Below are 14,698 nucleotides of genomic sequence, written 5' to 3' on the forward strand. Positions count from 1 at the left end.
GCCGAAAGTTTTTTATTGGTCTGGCTCAATTGGCCCCACGATCCACAAATCCATTGTTTCGCCAACGCGGATACGTTCGCCGGATCGGGCTTCGGGTCGCTGTTTCACAACGGTTCCAACTTCCTTCTCTGGATCATCAACGGAAATTTTCGTGCCAACTTTCAAATTAGAACCACGAATAGCCGCTTCCGCTTCGTCGAGGGGTAATCCTACAACGTTTGGAATCTCAAACATCGTACTTCCGAGCCCATCACCAATTTCAAGATCAATCTTAGCTCCTTTCGGAACGGGGGTTCCGGGGGCAATTTGTTTACCGTTGTACAATTGCCGAAGCACCGCATTTTTGGCGACATCGGGCACATAGATTCGTTCGCCTATCGCTAATCCCAACGATTGTAAATTCAGTTCTGCGCTACGAAAGGTCAGGCTCTCTAGCTGTGGCATTGCCACCATAGGCGCTACCCGTTTTACGAGTGTCACATAGATTTTACGGCCTTCTTTCACCTTGGCGTTAGCCCGTGGATACTGCTGAATGACCGTCAGCGGCTGTGCTCCCGCCACAAACGTGCAGTCACTGACTTCGTACCGAAGGTCGCGATCTTCCAGAAGGTTTTGCATCTCATCGAAGCTCAGTTTTGTAACATCCGGCACGGTGATCGTTTGCCCGTGGTTGGTCGTAAAAGGCAGATACACAAAGAAGAAGGCCAGAAATAAAACAGCCATCAGGGCCGCAATAATGCCAACGTTAATCAGCAGGTCAGAAAAGGAGCGGGTGCTGATTTTAGTCATTCGGGAGTTCGTGAATTAGTGATAGGGTAAGCTGAATAGTACAAAGAAAAGAATCCTAAACTGGTTATTGATAGCCGCCAAGCATTTTTTTAATGTACTTCCCGATAATATCGAATTCCAGATTAACCACATCACCGACCTTGAGATCACTAAATGTGGTATGCTCATGGGTGTATGGAATGATAGTTACCCGAAACTGATCAGTTTGCGAGTTAAAAACGGTTAAACTAACGCCATTAATACAAATGGACCCTTTTTCGACGGTTACATTGCCCGCTGTGTCGGGTTCATACCGAAAGTCGAATAGCCAGCTACCATTTAAATCCTGAATATTTGTACAAATTCCGGTCTGGTCGACGTGCCCTTGTACAATGTGTCCGTCAAAACGGCCATTAGCTGGCATACATCGTTCCAGATTGACCCGATCGCCCGTTTTAATCTTTCCTAAATTGGTTTTTTTAAGAGTCTCGTCAACCGCTGTAACGGTATAACTTCCGTCGCTCACACTCGTTACCGTCAGACAAACGCCATTATGGCTTACGCTTTGATCAATTTTTAACTCAGAAGCCATCGACGATTCAATACGAAAAGTCAGGTTTGTACCTTCTGCTTCAATTGCCGATACACGGCCAGTTGTTTCAACAATACCAGTAAACATAGAAGTCGATACGGGGTCGCCCGCGCGGTAATTAGTCGATAGTCGTCGGCTGTCGGTTTTACTTGACAGATGGGTGCTGACTACTGACTACCATAAACAGCGAACTACCAAATGGGGTTCGGCTCAGGAATTTTTGTTCGGTTTGGACAATTTGATACAGCGTTTCGTTAAGCCAGGGGCTAGGCAAGTACACATCCGACTGGGCATTTTCGGGCTTTTGCCAGCCGAGTCGCAGTTGCAGTCGTTGCCAGCTGCGCATAAGCAAAATCATGGGCGATAACACAAAGCTCCAATACGTTGCCTGTTGTATTTTTAATCCGGCTGGCGGCATTAGCTGCTCAAAATCGGCCAGAACAAACCGTCGTAGTATGCCAACAGCAATATCGTGCTGCCCCTCAAATACAGAAAACGCATTATTATTGCTCACCAAAATACCTTCAGATTTTAACCGGCGGGCTACCGCCGACAAAAGCGGTGGCAACTCGGATTCGGTAAAGTAGCAAAATACATCGTTGCAGATAACGGCGTCGTATTGAATTTCAGGCTCAAAGCTGGCAAGTGTCGTCAAATCCAAAAACGTAACCGAGAAGCCACGCTCGTTGCAAAACGCCACCGCATCTGTCGATCCATCAATGCCACGAAGCTGTGTGTAGCCCCGCCGACGTAAGAAATCGAGCATCCCACCTGTGCCACAGCCTGCATCCAGAATTTGAATATCCCGGCGATCACCAAACTGACGCTCAAGAGCTGCGACAACACGCTCGTGAAGGTTTCGGTACCACCACAATTGGCCTTCCAGCTCGAACATTTTCGCATATTCTTCTGAACGGCCAATCATAGTTTAGGAGATGGGGTCAAAGGGGTCGGGGCAGAGGGCGTTGCCACAGCTTGCTTTTTTTCTACATACGGCGGCAACCCACTATAAGCCATGAATAATTTGCCAAGATATTCGCCCAATACGCCCAGAAAAAGCAGTTGCAAACCCAGGCCAGTGACAATGGCCCATAGTACAATACTCCAGCCTGGTATGACGAATGCACTGACTAGCCAACCTATTAACAAGGCCAGACCCACAAGTAAACCCAAACCAAACAGAACTAGGCCAACCACCGTAAACACGCGAATTGGCCATAGAGAATACCCAATAAATACATTCAGGGTTAAGCCAACTAATTTTCGAAAAGTATAGCTTGAGCGTCCTTCAACACGGGCATTATGCGGTACCTCAACGCTGCCAACGTTACGCGTCACCCGAAAAATAAGGCCGTCAATGTAGGGGTATGGTCCGCGATAACGAACAATTTCCGCAACCACCTCACGCCGAATCAACTTAAAACTTGATAAATACAGGTTTCGGGGTTTACCAATCGAATAAGTGGTTAACGTGTTAACCAACCAACTTCCCAGATTTCGGAACCAGTGATGCTGCTTTTGCGCATAGCGACTATAAACTACGTCGTGCCCATTCGTTTCGGCATATTCCACAAGCGTCAGGATCGCTTCGGGTGGATTTTGAAAATCATCGTCGATGATAACGACATATTGGCCATGCGTATGGTTGAGGCCACACAAAACGGCATTAAACTCCCCAAAATTTCGACGGAGCGACACGAACTTAACGTTTGTAAACCTGGCCTCCAGTTGTTGGCAAAGCATCTCTGAACCGTCGGCACTGCCATCATTGACGAGTACAATTTCAAACACTTGCCCAGCCAAACACGTCTGCAATCGATCAACCAACGGACCAATCGTTCGCTCACTGTTATAGACGGGAATGACAACAGACAGGTTCATATGGTGAAAGAGCGAAACCGGGCCGCCGGGGCGGAGTGCAAGAGCAAAAGAGTAAAATGGCTACATCAACCAAACGCTCTTTCACTCTTGCACTCTTTCGCTCATTAAGATCTCTTTATTAAATTCATTAATCGCATCAATAATATAATTCACCTCAGTGTCAGTCAATGAAGGATTGAGCGGTAAACTGAGGACCTCCTTATGCAGTTGCTCGGAAATTGGGAGCACTAAGTGCGCATACGATTCATAAGCTTTCTGATAATGCGGAGGAATCGGGTAATGGACATCTGTACCAATACCCCGATCACGCAGGTAGGTTCGTAAATCGTCACGCTGGGGGTGTCGAATTACAAATAAATGCCAGACATCCTGATCGAGCTGATCGGCTGGAGGTAGCCGTATGTCGGTGTTTCGAATACCCTCCAAGTAATATCTGGCTATGGTTCGCCTACGGGAATTTTCACGTTCGAGATATGGTAGTTTCGCCGAAAGTATGGCAGCCTGTAGCTCATCTAATCGACTATTATGGCCTCTATAATCGGTGATGTATTTCTGTGAAGAGCCATAGTTTCGCCAGGCTCGAAGCCGATCGGCCAATGCATCATCGTTCGTGGTAATAGCCCCGGCATCGCCTAAAGCTCCTAAGTTTTTACTTGGGTAAAAACTCCAGCCAGCAGCATCGCCAAGATCACCCGCCCGCTTACCAGCATAAGTAGCCCCATGCGCCTGGGCCGCATCTTCGAGCACCTTGAGTTTATACTGTTTCGCCAGTGAATTGATTGACCCCATGTCACAACAACGTCCGTATAAATGAACTGGCAGAATAGCCTTCGTCTTTTCAGTTATGACTTGTTCAATTTTGACCGGATCGAGTAGGTAAGTATATGGGTCGGGCTCTACAAATACAGGCGTCAGTCCGGCATGCGTAATACTAAGTACCGACGCGATATACGCATTTGATGCGACGATTACTTCGCTACCCGCCGGAAAGTCCCACGCTTTCAGCACCAATGTCAGCGCATCGAGCCCGTTGGCAACACCAATGCAATGTTTTGTTTGGCAGTAATCGGCAAACTGGCGTTCAAATGCCTCGACTTCACGCCCTAGAATATACCAACCCGAGGCTATAACTCGCTCAGCAGCTGCTTGAATAGCCAACTGATGAGGTTTATTTACATGCGTAAGATCCAAAAAAGGAATCATTGCGAATCGGCCATAATCGCTTTGTCGATCTGCCTACTATTCGGATAAGGCTCGTAGATGTAATCGTCTTTATCGTATAGCTCATTCGAAACCACTAGCAGGATGGCATCAGGCGAAAACTCATCCATAATATGCCAATCTTCGGGTTCCAGAACCAGACACTGACGTGGGTTTGTTAACTCAAATGTTGTTTCTTCGCGCCCATTATGGTTGTATACCCGGCAACTGCCACTTAAACAGATCAGGGCATTCCAGGACTTTATGTGCCGATGGCCCGCACGAGCCGCTTTGCCGGCTGCGTAAATGTAAAATACACGCTGAATAGTACCTGGAATAATGCCTTCAAAAACGGTCAGATTACCGTTTCCGGATGTAAATGTTTTTAATTCGTGAAGTTGTGCCATTCACTGAGTAAGATACGGTAAAACTCGAATGTTTAGTTGACGATCATAAATATATTAAAAACTACCATAAGTATAAGTACCTAAAAGCGCTACAATCTACACATGAGAGAATTTCAACTAAGAGTTCACCTTTATTCTCTATTTAGTACAAAAAGATTATGAATTCTTTATTATTAAAATTATTTTTTCGCTATGGAATGAGGGAAATTACTTCACAAAAAATGTTTGTTTCTTAAAACGCTGCGGTATATATACTATACTTCCATTTACTAATCGGTTACTAGTCATTTATTTCCAGAGATTATGTTAAAAAATAAGTTTTTCCTTACAGGGCTCTTTCTGGTTGTTCTCATTGCGCTATACTATAGTTTTTTTGATGGGGGAAGTATTACTTCTGCCGATGGGTTAGATGAGTCCATTAAGCCCGAGACATACCGCCAGCAAATTGATGCTGAACGTACCAAGAAAGACCAGTTCTTTCGTACCGATGGCGAATCACCAATTAAAGACAAAGCAGCCTTTACGGGGCTGCGCTATTACGCTCCAGATCCAACCTATCGGGTCATAGCCCGGTTAGAACCCTTCGCCGATAAAACGCAGAAATTGGTGGTTCATATGAGTGATGGAAAAGAAGAGGTTTACGACAAATTCGCCCATGCTGTCTTTAGCTTGAATGGCGAAACCTGTAGGTTACTAATCGTAAAACTCGAGAATACCTATTCGATTCTGTTTCGGGATGCTACTTCTGACAAAGAGACCTATGGGGGTGGTCGTTATCTGGAGTTAAACCCAAACCAAATGAGCGCGAATCGGGCTATTTTGGATTTCAACTCGGCTTATAATCCCTATTGCGCTTATAACCCAGAGTACTCCTGCCCCCTACCTCCTGCCGAAAACACGCTCCCCATTGCCATTAAATCAGGAGAAAAATATGTGGCGCATGAATAGCACAAGAAGCAGAGCCTTCTATTCAGGAAAGGCCACGATAAAGTAAAGCTCGAAGACAATCCAGCTAAGTATTTCGAATGCAGCCATCTAAGCTGCATTTGTCAACAGAACGTCAATTAGTAATACAATAACGGGCATGAGATGCCAAAAAATAAAAGAATAAACACAAACCTGCTCCAGTCTAATTCACTTGGTAAACTTGTGCCTGTAAGGTAAAATAACATTACCAAAGCAGAGTAACTCACGCAGGCATTCAACTTTCTTACAGCTAGTTACATCGCCATAAATAAGCCTGTAAGGCTACTTAAAAGAGAAAATACGGTTCTTCCGGCAAGCTTTGGATTGGAGCAAAGAGTGCTAAACAAGCTATGAAAAAACCACCTATTCAGGAAAAAAATACACCAAATTCAAAAGATAGTGGTATAATTGTACAAGACAACTTGTCTGATATAGATACGAATGCTGAATTAAAACAACAACTCGACGAGTATATCCGGGAAATAGAACGGTACATTGCTCATTTGAGTAGTTTGTCATAAACCCAAATTGGCTCCGGGGAGTAATCCCCATCTGAGCCGACTGCAGCGATGGAAGAACTGCCAATTCGCGTAAAAATTGCCGACCGTGTCTACAAATTGTATGTAGAGCCGGAAGCAGAAGCCGTTGTGCGCGAAGCCGCCAAGCTGATTCAGGAGGAACTGAAACAATACCGGGAAAAGGGCTTTGCTGAAACGCAGGAAGCTCTGGCAATGATAGCCTTCGACTGCTTGGTTACCAAGCTCAGAGGAGAACGACAGATGCAGCGATTACAACAAATGGTGTTTGACAAAATAACTCAATTAGACCAGGTCGTCACGCCGGTCATTACGGGTTGATCCAATGAATAATGAGTAATGTACAATGAACGTTAATAAGGTCAGTTTTCACACAAAAACCATTTTACATTCTACATTATAAATTATTCATTACTAATTCGGTACTCGTATCGCAGCAGGTTGATGGTTTATTTGTTCAACCCTAACGATATAGTCCGATGGACATTTGGTTAACAATTCTTGCTACCCTCGTAGGGGGTGGTATTGGTATAGTGATTGGCCGTCAGATGATGGCAACGGTTCGTGGAAAGCACGAAAAAGAAGCGGAAGAGAAAGCAGCATCCATTTTAAAAAATGCTGAATTACAGGCCGAAACGATTAAGAAAGAACGAATGCTGGAGGCTAAAGAGAAATATCTGAAGCTGAAAACAGAGTTTGAAGAAACAACTAATCAGAAGCGAAATCTACTTTTACAAAACGAGAGTAAGCTCAAACAACGGGAACAACAGCTCGCTCAACAGGCCGATCAGCAACGCAATCGTGAAGGTGAATTAAATCAGCAACGCAACGAGCTGGGTCAGCAGAAAAATAGCCTTTCACAGCAAATAGAGGCCCTTAATAAGCGTCGTGAAGACGTTGATCGTCGACAGCAGGAAGCCGAACGGATGCTGGCCGACCAGGTGGCTCAACTCGAAAAAATTGCTGGCCTTTCAGCCGATCAGGCCAGAGAGCAACTAATTGACACCCTCAAGGCTGAGGCTGAAACCCGTGCCTCTTCTTACATTAAAAATATCGTTGAAGAAGCCAAATTGACCGCCACCAAGGAGGCCAAGAAGGTCGTCATCGAAACCATTCAGCGCACTGCTACCGAACATGCTATTGAAAACTGTGTGTCGGTTTTTAACATCGAATCAGATGATGTTAAAGGTAAAGTAATTGGGCGCGAAGGCCGTAATATTCGCGCTTTAGAAGCAGCCACGGGTGTCGAAATCATTGTTGATGATACGCCTGAAGCCATCATTATTTCGGGTTTTGACCCTGTCCGACGTGAAATTGCCCGTCTATCGTTACACCGTCTGGTACAGGATGGTCGCATACACCCCGCCCGAATTGAAGAGATTGTAGCCAAGACTCGCAAGAACATCGAAGATGAAATTGTGGAGATTGGTGAGCGCACGGTTATTGACCTTGGTATACACGGACTCCATCCCGAACTGATTAAAATGGTAGGCCGGATGCGTTTCCGATCGAGTTACGGTCAGAATCTGCTTCAGCACTCGCGCGAAGTAGCCAAGCTTTGCGCCACTATGGCTGCGGAGTTAGGGCTAAATGCGAAATTAGCCAAACGCGCAGGCTTGCTCCACGATATCGGCAAAGTATGGCCCGAAGAAGCCGAACTCCCCCACGCTATTCTGGGTATGGAATTGGCCAAAAAATATAAGGAGAATCCTGAAGTCATTAACGCCATTGGTGCTCACCACGACGAAATTGAGATGACCAGTATGATTTCGCCGATCGTTCAGGTTTGCGATGCTGTATCTGGCTCGCGTCCGGGTGCCCGTCGCGAAATGATGGAGTCGTATATCAAGCGCCTGAAAGAACTTGAAGAATTGGCGGGCAACTTCCCCGGCGTGACCAAGTGTTACGCTATTCAGGCTGGTCGTGAACTGCGGATTATGGTAGATGCCGATCACGTTTCTGACGAACGCGCCGGAGTTCTTTCGTACGAAATCTCACAGAAAATCGAGAAAGAAATGCAGTATCCGGGTCAAATTAAAGTAACCGTTATTCGGGAAATGCGGGCTGTGGCTTACGCGAAGTAAGTTACTTTGTATGGTTTTTCATGTCAAGAAGGTGCCAAAATTAGGCACCTTCTTGTGCATTTATGGAAACAGTACTGAGTTTCACTGACAACGGCCTACTAACTCCCAACGAAGCAATAGAAGTCACTACGTCTATTTTCTATGAGAGATTTGTGGCGCCATTTTCTAGTTCGAATACCCGGCCGCAACTTTTTAATGAATGGCTAAAATATAATAAATTGCTACGAAGCGAAATTGGCCAAGACTTTGTTCAGTGGATAAATGGGAGTTTTGTAACCCTGAAGCAAAATCCGAAAGACATTGATCTGGTCAGCTTTATTCCGTATCAGCTTTATAATCTTCACCACCATGTATTGGATAATTTATGGTCTGACAAGTGGGAACGAGAGGGCCTTGATGCTTATTTTGTGATTGTATACCCTGAAAATCACCCAGATTTCGCCCATAAAACAAAGCAAGACAGAGAGCAATGGATGACGCGTTACTCATTGACTAAACCGGACGATACCTTTGTACAACACTCGAAAGGCTTTCTAACGATTCAAATACAATGAACGAACAGGAACTGACACAAAACTATATGAAAGCCTTTGAGCATCTTCTTCGGTTGATGAGCGATGTCGACAATGCAATTGACCGCTCCAGGCAGTCCAATGATAGCCTAGGAGTTCGACAATACGAGCATCTAAAAAAAGATTATGTCCAGCAGTTGGCTGATTTGATTAGTAAAGCGCCCAAATCAGTCACTGTACAAGCAGTGATGCACTAACCATCTACATGGATTTCTTAACCATCATTTTACTATTACTCGTTGGAGCAGGTGGCGGTGTTGCTCTGGCCAATGCATTGCGCAAAAATACGGGCACGACCGAAGTGCAGCGGGATTCTGTTCTCTTGTTGGAACGCATCGAAAAAGTGTTTAAGGTCGTTATGGCTGAAGGCTATTTCTCGGAAATTTACAATTATCAGGATCAGAAAAAGATATTGTATCTCCTGAACGACCCTAAAAAAGCGATGGTCATCGCCAAGTCGAAAGTATTAGTAGGGTTCGATTTTGCCAAGGTACGATTTCGGGCACCTGATAACGGTGAAAAGAAATTGATTATCGAAGCCTTTCCCCAACCCGAAATTCTATCCATCGATACCGATTACAAATTCTACGATATTCAGGCCGGTATTCTCAACCACTTTAGCGGAGCTGATTACACGCAAATTTTAGAAGAAGCCAAACAGGCCATGAACGATCGGGCCATGCAGAGCGACCTGCCTAAAATTGCCAACAATCAGATTCAGTACATGATGTATCAACTGGCCAGTTCGATGGGCTGGCAACTTCAGTTACCCGAAGCCGATCAGAAAAAGCTGGAAGCCTTAAAAGCAAAAACAGAGGATACACCTAAATTGCCAGCCTTCCTAAGCCCCGAAGAAGATGATGAAGACGCTTAACCAACTGCGGCTTTAGTGGTTAAGTCAATACGGACACAACTTCATGAAAAACATATCCTTCTGCCTTCTATTTTTTTTGCCGCTGATCTCTTTTGCCCAGTTCGATACGCAGGGTTGGCAATTCTGCCAGGCTGGGAAAATACGCTATTTCGGCCAGCTAGCATCCAACCCTAAAGCAAGACTCGCTTACCCCGGTGATGCGTCTATCGACGTTACATATTATGGTCTCGATCTTCGCCTAACCACTTCTCCTGCCAGTCTGCGAGGTGCTGCAACCATAACCCTGAAGAGCACAGTAGCTACACTGAACAGTTTTTTCCTGGACCTAAATTCAACCACTGCCACAACGGGTGAAGGGCTGCGAGTTGATTCCGTAAAAGTGGGTAACCAGAAACTGACGTTTCAGCACGCTCAAAATAAGTTAACCATTACGCCTTCTCAACCGCTCGCGACTGGACAAGCATTGACGATAACAGTATTTTATCAAGGTGTTCCAAATAGCAGTGCTCAGGGAAGTTTCAAATTTGACAAACACGAGACAACTAGTGATCCTGTTATCTGGAGTTTAAGTGAGCCTTATGGCGCTCCTGATTGGTTTCCCTGCCGAGATACCCCTGCCGATAAAGCTGACTCCTCCTCTGTACGTATTACTGCTCCAGCGCAGTTCGTCTCCGTTTCCAATGGCAAATTGGTTAGTACGACAAGCAACGCTGACGGTACCAAAACTTACTTTTGGAAAAACAGCTACCCAATTGCCCAATACCTGATTTCGATAGCGGTGTCAAACTATGCGCAATACGACACGCCTTTTACGTATGGGAGTCAGACAATGCCTGTTACGCACTATATCTATCCCGAAAATCTGGCCAGTGTGCAGACAAATCTCGCGCTGACACCCAGTATGCTCCAACTGCTTACCAACCGATTTGGGCCTTATCCATTTCTGCGGGAGAAATATGGCCACGCTCAATTTGCCTATGGAAACGGAGGAATGGAACATCAAACCATTACATCGATGGAAATCCGATCGCTCATTCCTACCGTGATTGCCCATGAGCTTGCTCACCAATGGTTTGGCGATAAAATCACCTGCCGTGACTGGCAGAATATCTGGCTTAATGAAGGTTTTGCTTCGTATGGCGAAGCCGTATATACAGAGTCTACCAATGGCCCGGCCGGGTATCAATCCTATATGAATTCGTTTATGTCAGCGGCCCGCCTGGCAACCGGTAGTATTTATGTCCAGGACATCAGTAACGTGAATAATATTTTCAATAGTAATAGGACTTATGCAAAAGGGGCAGTCGTGTTACACATGCTTCGAGGTATAGTGGGCGATAGTACCTTTTATCGCACGTTACGAACGTATGCCGCTACACCCGCATTGGCTTACAATACCGCCGTTACAGAAGATTTTCAGGCGGTTGCTCAACAAGTCTCCGGCAAAGATCTAGCGTATTTCTTTAAACAATGGATTTACGGCGAAGGCTATCCGACTTACAAGGCAACCATTACTGGCGGAGGCAAATCCGTTACGGTGCGCTTACAACAAAGCAACACAAAATCTAGCAATCCGGCTTCGTTTACGATGCCCGTTCAAATGCTGGTTCAGTCGGCTGCGGGTGATACAACGGTGACTGTCTTCAATGATCAGGCCGACCAAACATTTACAATATCCGGCAAAGGAGTAGTCACGAACGTAGTTATTGACCCAAACAACTGGATTTTAAAAACTATCGAATCAACGACAAACTCCATTGTGACGGCAACAACAGAGCCTGCCTCAATGGGGTTGCGTGTTTATCCTAATCCAACCACCGAAACGCTGGTCGTTGATTTTACGCAGTCCGAACGAGGATCAGTCACGTTATCCTTAGCAAATCTGCTCGGCCAGCAAGTCAAGGTAATCAATGAGCTTAACCTGGCTCCTGGCGATTATAGCCGAACCTTAAGCCTGCGTGGATTAGCGCCTGGCCGGTATACAGTAACCGTCGAAACACCTGCTGGAGCACAAAGCCGGGTAGTTTTGGTTCGCTAGCGCCTTTGTCGGAGCAGTACTTGAAATCAAAAAATATACCTTACCATCGGCAAGGTCGCTTTGATGGCATTGTACAGGTATACTTTCCCGATCTGGACGGCTATCTATTTGAACTCAATCAGGATAAGAAACAGGTGGCTAATTAATCAGTTACCTTGCGGGTTGTGCTACGATAACAACTTCTTGAGCAGGCGGTGGAGTAGGATTAGTTGCAGGATCAAGAAGAGGGATTACTAACCCCCCTCCCACTGTTCGCTCATAGAAGAACTTCGTGAACCTTCCGACACTTCCTTCGTAGGCAGACGTAGTATTCGTTTTTACCAGGTCAAATTGGTAGTCATAGTTCGTTAACCTCACAAGTACCTCTTTGCTTACTGTAGATTGCGAGCCATTTTGCCGATACGAAGTTTTCAGCATTGATCGGTCGGAGTCAGTTGCATTGATCTCTATCGTAAAATTAGAGACGCCAAGCTTATTGATTCCGGGTAGATATCCTGAAGAGCCGGGTATCAGAGAGAATAGTGTATCGCCAGACACGATATATGATGTAACGACATACAGACCCGAGGCCCCCGCTGCTACACCCGTGAGCTTCTCGTCTGGCTCACAGCTTACTAAGCCAATGAGTGTAAAAAGTACGAATAGTTTGCTAATGAAATTAAGAGGCATAAGAGTCTGCTCACGTTCATTGATGCTTAACTCCTCTACACCTCAATTCTGAATAGGTGCATGGGCAATACATAAGGATCAAGCTCAACGTAATTCTGCTCCCCTGTCCAGGTATAGTAAGCCCCCGTCAGCAGGTCATGAACGGTGTAAGCTTGATCATGCCCGATACCCAGTTGCCAGATGGGCACCTGTACAACACCCGCCCGGCGACTGTAAGCATCGGTATTGACAATTATCAGCAGTCGGTTGTTAGCTGAAATTTTCAGATAAGCCATAATCGCGTCGTCGTTGACAGTACAGAACGTCAGGTTGTTGGTCGTTTGTAAGGCCGCATTTTCGCGACGAATCCGGTTGACGAGCGTAATCAGGTAGGTTAGTTTATTGGTTTTTTCCCAGTCCCAATACCGGATTTCGTACTTCTCCGAATTCAGGTACTCTTCTTTATTCGGGAACGGAATATGCTCCATCAGCTCAAACGACGGACCGTAAATACCGTAGTTACTCGACAGCGTAGCCGCCAGAAAATAGCGAATCAAAAACTGCGGTTCGTGACCACCCTGCAAACTGTAGGGATTAATATCGTGCGTGGTTGGCCAGAAGTTCGGGCGGAAATAGTAGCGCATTTCGCCTTTCGTTAGCTCATTCATGTACTCTTCCAGCTCATACTTTGTATTCCGCCAGGTGTAATACGTGTACGAGTGAGCAAACCCACCTTTTGCCAATTCCTGCATTACTTTGGGCTTGGTAAAGGCTTCGGCCAGGAACAGCATATCCGGAAATTCTTTCTTGACTTCGGCAATAACCCACTCCCAGAACGCAAATGGTTTGGTATGCGGATTATCGACTCGTACAATGCGAACTCCCCAGGATGCCCATACGAGTAAAACTCGCTTCAGCTCTTCCCAAAGATTCTGCCAATCGTCCGTTTCGAAGTAAACCGGATAAATATCCTGGTATTTCTTGGGTGGATTTTCGGCGTATTGAATCGTACCATCAGGTCGTTTCTTGAACCACTCCGGATGATCTTTAGCCCAGGGATGATCGGGAGAACACTGAATAGCCAGATCCATAGCCACCTCCATATCGTAGTTGGCTGCAATGGCAATCAGGTGCTTAAAGTCGTCGACAGTGCCTAGTTCCGGATGAATGGCATCGTGTCCGCCTTCTGCCGAGCCAATTCCATAGGGTACACCGGGTTCACCAGGTTGACAAATGACGGAATTATTTTTTCCCTTTCGGTGTGCGGTGCCAATCGGGTGAATAGGAGGCAGATACAGCACATCAAAGCCCATATTCGAAATTCGTGGCAATAAGGCCTCAACATCCTTAAATGTCCCATGTTTGCCCTCTTCGCGGGCGGCTGAACGAGGGAACAAACAATACCAGGTGCTAAATCCGGCACGCGCACGGTCTACTTCTACGCCCAACTCATGTTGGTAGCGGGTTACGTGTTGCCGTTCGGGGTAGCGAGCAGCGTAAAAGGTAAACTGATCGCTTTCTGCAACGGACACGGCTTCGTCGTACCGACTTTCGTCACGAAATAGTGCGGCCATTTCCCGAAGTACCTTTACATCTCCCGATTCCTCAACCGGCTCGGCCTTCTTTTTACCCTTTGCTTTGGCGCCGTCCAGCTTCCCTCCTGCCCGTACCAGCATACCATCGACATGCGTAGCACCCGCCAGCAATTCGCTGGTAATGCGCTGGCCATCGGCTACTTTCAGATGCACTTCGTGCTGCCACGAAGCCAGATGATCGATCCAGGCTTCAAATGTATAGGTATATCGACCTTGTTTTTCGGCGATAAAGGATGCGCCCCAACGATCGTTACCGAGCAAAGCCATACCGCTTTCGGTCCAGGTTGCGTCGCTGGCATGTTTATACAAGAGAACGACGGCCAGGTAATCGTGTCCATCGGCAAAAATGTCGGCTTCAACAGCTACGACGTCGCCGGGTAAGGCTTTTATAGGAAATTTGCCACCATCAAGCTCAGGAGTTACACGCTCGATCACAACGCGCGATTGACTCTGCGTGGATTGGCTCAATGTAGATTTGCCGGAAATAGTTGTAGGAACGCTCATGCAATCAAGGTTTGATTGATAAATCGTGAATGA

Annotated in this window: 17 protein-coding genes; 9 read left to right on the forward strand and 8 right to left on the reverse strand. The window is 46.1% G+C overall.

From position 1 onward, the window contains the following. Window positions 1–12: 12 nt before the first annotated feature. The 6 genes from ACYVGR_RS25935 to ACYVGR_RS25960 all read right to left on the reverse strand — a co-directional run bounded on the left by ACYVGR_RS25935 (window position 13) and on the right by ACYVGR_RS25960 (window position 4,848). A complete protein-coding gene (locus tag ACYVGR_RS25935; protein WP_182460782.1) occupies window positions 13–789 on the reverse strand; it encodes a PASTA domain-containing protein in 777 nt (258 codons plus the stop codon). A gap of 64 nt (window positions 790–853) precedes the next feature. After that, window positions 854–1,447 carry a riboflavin synthase gene (locus ACYVGR_RS25940; protein WP_460962267.1) on the reverse strand — a complete coding sequence of 198 codons (594 nt, stop codon included), beginning with the start codon at window positions 1,445–1,447 and terminating at the stop codon, window positions 854–856. Between the two features lie 58 nt (window positions 1,448–1,505). Continuing rightward, the gene (locus ACYVGR_RS25945; protein ID WP_460962269.1) at window positions 1,506–2,285 is read right to left on the reverse strand and encodes a class I SAM-dependent DNA methyltransferase; all 780 of its coding nucleotides are present in this window, start codon (window positions 2,283–2,285) and stop codon (window positions 1,506–1,508) included. After that, window positions 2,282–3,241, reverse strand: a complete 960-nt coding sequence (locus ACYVGR_RS25950) for a glycosyltransferase family 2 protein (protein ID WP_460962271.1) — start codon at window positions 3,239–3,241, stop codon at window positions 2,282–2,284. The genes ACYVGR_RS25945 and ACYVGR_RS25950 overlap by 4 nt, the downstream gene beginning before the upstream one ends. 81 nt (window positions 3,242–3,322) lie before the next feature. Then, a complete protein-coding gene (locus ACYVGR_RS25955; RefSeq protein WP_460962273.1) occupies window positions 3,323–4,444 on the reverse strand; it encodes a DegT/DnrJ/EryC1/StrS family aminotransferase in 1,122 nt (373 codons plus the stop codon). Further along, entirely contained in the window at window positions 4,441–4,848 is a 408-nt protein-coding gene (locus ACYVGR_RS25960) for a sugar 3,4-ketoisomerase (protein ID WP_460962275.1), read from the reverse strand. Before ACYVGR_RS25960 ends, ACYVGR_RS25955 begins: the two co-directional genes overlap by 4 nt. 303 nt (window positions 4,849–5,151) lie before the next feature. Between ACYVGR_RS25960 and ACYVGR_RS25965 the strand changes: the two genes are divergently transcribed. The 9 genes from ACYVGR_RS25965 (at window position 5,152) to ACYVGR_RS26005 (ending at window position 12,064) form a co-directional block, all read left to right on the forward strand. Then, window positions 5,152–5,796, forward strand: a complete 645-nt coding sequence (locus tag ACYVGR_RS25965; protein ID WP_460962277.1) for a DUF1684 domain-containing protein — start codon at window positions 5,152–5,154, stop codon at window positions 5,794–5,796. 368 nt (window positions 5,797–6,164) lie between these two features. After that, entirely contained in the window at window positions 6,165–6,335 is a 171-nt protein-coding gene (locus tag ACYVGR_RS25970) for a hypothetical protein (RefSeq protein WP_460962279.1), read from the forward strand. A gap of 48 nt (window positions 6,336–6,383) precedes the next feature. Next, window positions 6,384–6,671 carry a cell division protein ZapA gene (locus ACYVGR_RS25975; protein ID WP_182460775.1) on the forward strand — a complete coding sequence of 96 codons (288 nt, stop codon included), beginning with the start codon at window positions 6,384–6,386 and terminating at the stop codon, window positions 6,669–6,671. Window positions 6,672–6,829: 158 nt separating this feature from the next. Further along, window positions 6,830–8,434 (forward strand): ribonuclease Y, encoded by a 1,605-nt coding sequence (rny, locus tag ACYVGR_RS25980; protein WP_460962282.1) that lies wholly within the window; start codon window positions 6,830–6,832, stop codon window positions 8,432–8,434. Window positions 8,435–8,496: 62 nt separating this feature from the next. Further along, on the forward strand, window positions 8,497–8,988 hold the full coding sequence (locus ACYVGR_RS25985; RefSeq protein ID WP_460962284.1) for a DUF6932 family protein: 492 nt from the start codon (window positions 8,497–8,499) through the stop codon (window positions 8,986–8,988). Then, entirely contained in the window at window positions 8,985–9,203 is a 219-nt protein-coding gene (locus tag ACYVGR_RS25990; RefSeq protein WP_460962286.1) for a hypothetical protein, read from the forward strand. The genes ACYVGR_RS25985 and ACYVGR_RS25990 overlap by 4 nt, the downstream gene beginning before the upstream one ends. 8 nt (window positions 9,204–9,211) lie before the next feature. Then, entirely contained in the window at window positions 9,212–9,880 is a 669-nt protein-coding gene (locus ACYVGR_RS25995) for a DUF4230 domain-containing protein (protein WP_460962288.1), read from the forward strand. Window positions 9,881–9,923: 43 nt separating this feature from the next. Then, the gene (locus ACYVGR_RS26000; protein WP_460962290.1) at window positions 9,924–11,918 is read left to right on the forward strand and encodes a M1 family aminopeptidase; all 1,995 of its coding nucleotides are present in this window, start codon (window positions 9,924–9,926) and stop codon (window positions 11,916–11,918) included. Between the two features lie 20 nt (window positions 11,919–11,938). After that, window positions 11,939–12,064: a hypothetical protein gene (locus ACYVGR_RS26005; protein WP_460962292.1), complete on the forward strand. Its 126-nt coding sequence runs from the start codon at window positions 11,939–11,941 to the stop codon at window positions 12,062–12,064. A gap of 4 nt (window positions 12,065–12,068) precedes the next feature. Here ACYVGR_RS26005 and ACYVGR_RS26010 read toward each other — a convergent pair whose 3' ends face one another. Together ACYVGR_RS26010 and ACYVGR_RS26015 are read right to left on the reverse strand one after the other, a co-directional pair. Continuing rightward, complete coding sequence (locus ACYVGR_RS26010; RefSeq protein WP_460962294.1) at window positions 12,069–12,587, reverse strand: hypothetical protein; 519 nt, start codon at window positions 12,585–12,587, stop codon at window positions 12,069–12,071. A 35-nt stretch (window positions 12,588–12,622) separates the two neighbouring features. Next, window positions 12,623–14,665 (reverse strand): alpha-1,4-glucan--maltose-1-phosphate maltosyltransferase, encoded by a 2,043-nt coding sequence (locus ACYVGR_RS26015; RefSeq protein WP_460962296.1) that lies wholly within the window; start codon window positions 14,663–14,665, stop codon window positions 12,623–12,625. Window positions 14,666–14,698 lie beyond the last annotated feature (33 nt).

It is taken from the genome of Spirosoma litoris, assembly GCF_054776755.1.

Excerpts from the sequence above, each read along its gene's own strand:
- ACYVGR_RS26010 (WP_460962294.1), bottom strand. The coding sequence starts at position 12,587 with ATGCCTCTTAATTTCATTAGCAAACTATTCGTACTTTTTACACTCATT.
- ACYVGR_RS26015 (WP_460962296.1), bottom strand. The coding sequence starts at position 14,665 with ATGAGCGTTCCTACAACTATTTCCGGCAAATCTACATTGAGCCAATCC.
- ACYVGR_RS25970 (WP_460962279.1), top strand. The coding sequence starts at position 6,165 with ATGAAAAAACCACCTATTCAGGAAAAAAATACACCAAATTCAAAAGAT.
- ACYVGR_RS25940 (WP_460962267.1), bottom strand. The coding sequence starts at position 1,447 with ATGTTTACTGGTATTGTTGAAACAACTGGCCGTGTATCGGCAATTGAA.
- ACYVGR_RS25945 (WP_460962269.1), bottom strand. The coding sequence starts at position 2,285 with ATGATTGGCCGTTCAGAAGAATATGCGAAAATGTTCGAGCTGGAAGGC.
- ACYVGR_RS25990 (WP_460962286.1), top strand. The coding sequence starts at position 8,985 with ATGAACGAACAGGAACTGACACAAAACTATATGAAAGCCTTTGAGCAT.
- ACYVGR_RS25960 (WP_460962275.1), bottom strand. The coding sequence starts at position 4,848 with ATGGCACAACTTCACGAATTAAAAACATTTACATCCGGAAACGGTAAT.
- ACYVGR_RS25975 (WP_182460775.1), top strand. The coding sequence starts at position 6,384 with ATGGAAGAACTGCCAATTCGCGTAAAAATTGCCGACCGTGTCTACAAA.
- ACYVGR_RS25950 (WP_460962271.1), bottom strand. The coding sequence starts at position 3,241 with ATGAACCTGTCTGTTGTCATTCCCGTCTATAACAGTGAGCGAACGATT.
- rny (WP_460962282.1), top strand. The coding sequence starts at position 6,830 with ATGGACATTTGGTTAACAATTCTTGCTACCCTCGTAGGGGGTGGTATT.
- ACYVGR_RS25995 (WP_460962288.1), top strand. The coding sequence starts at position 9,212 with ATGGATTTCTTAACCATCATTTTACTATTACTCGTTGGAGCAGGTGGC.
- ACYVGR_RS26000 (WP_460962290.1), top strand. The coding sequence starts at position 9,924 with ATGAAAAACATATCCTTCTGCCTTCTATTTTTTTTGCCGCTGATCTCT.
- ACYVGR_RS25935 (WP_182460782.1), bottom strand. The coding sequence starts at position 789 with ATGACTAAAATCAGCACCCGCTCCTTTTCTGACCTGCTGATTAACGTT.
- ACYVGR_RS25955 (WP_460962273.1), bottom strand. The coding sequence starts at position 4,444 with ATGATTCCTTTTTTGGATCTTACGCATGTAAATAAACCTCATCAGTTG.
- ACYVGR_RS25985 (WP_460962284.1), top strand. The coding sequence starts at position 8,497 with ATGGAAACAGTACTGAGTTTCACTGACAACGGCCTACTAACTCCCAAC.
- ACYVGR_RS25965 (WP_460962277.1), top strand. The coding sequence starts at position 5,152 with ATGTTAAAAAATAAGTTTTTCCTTACAGGGCTCTTTCTGGTTGTTCTC.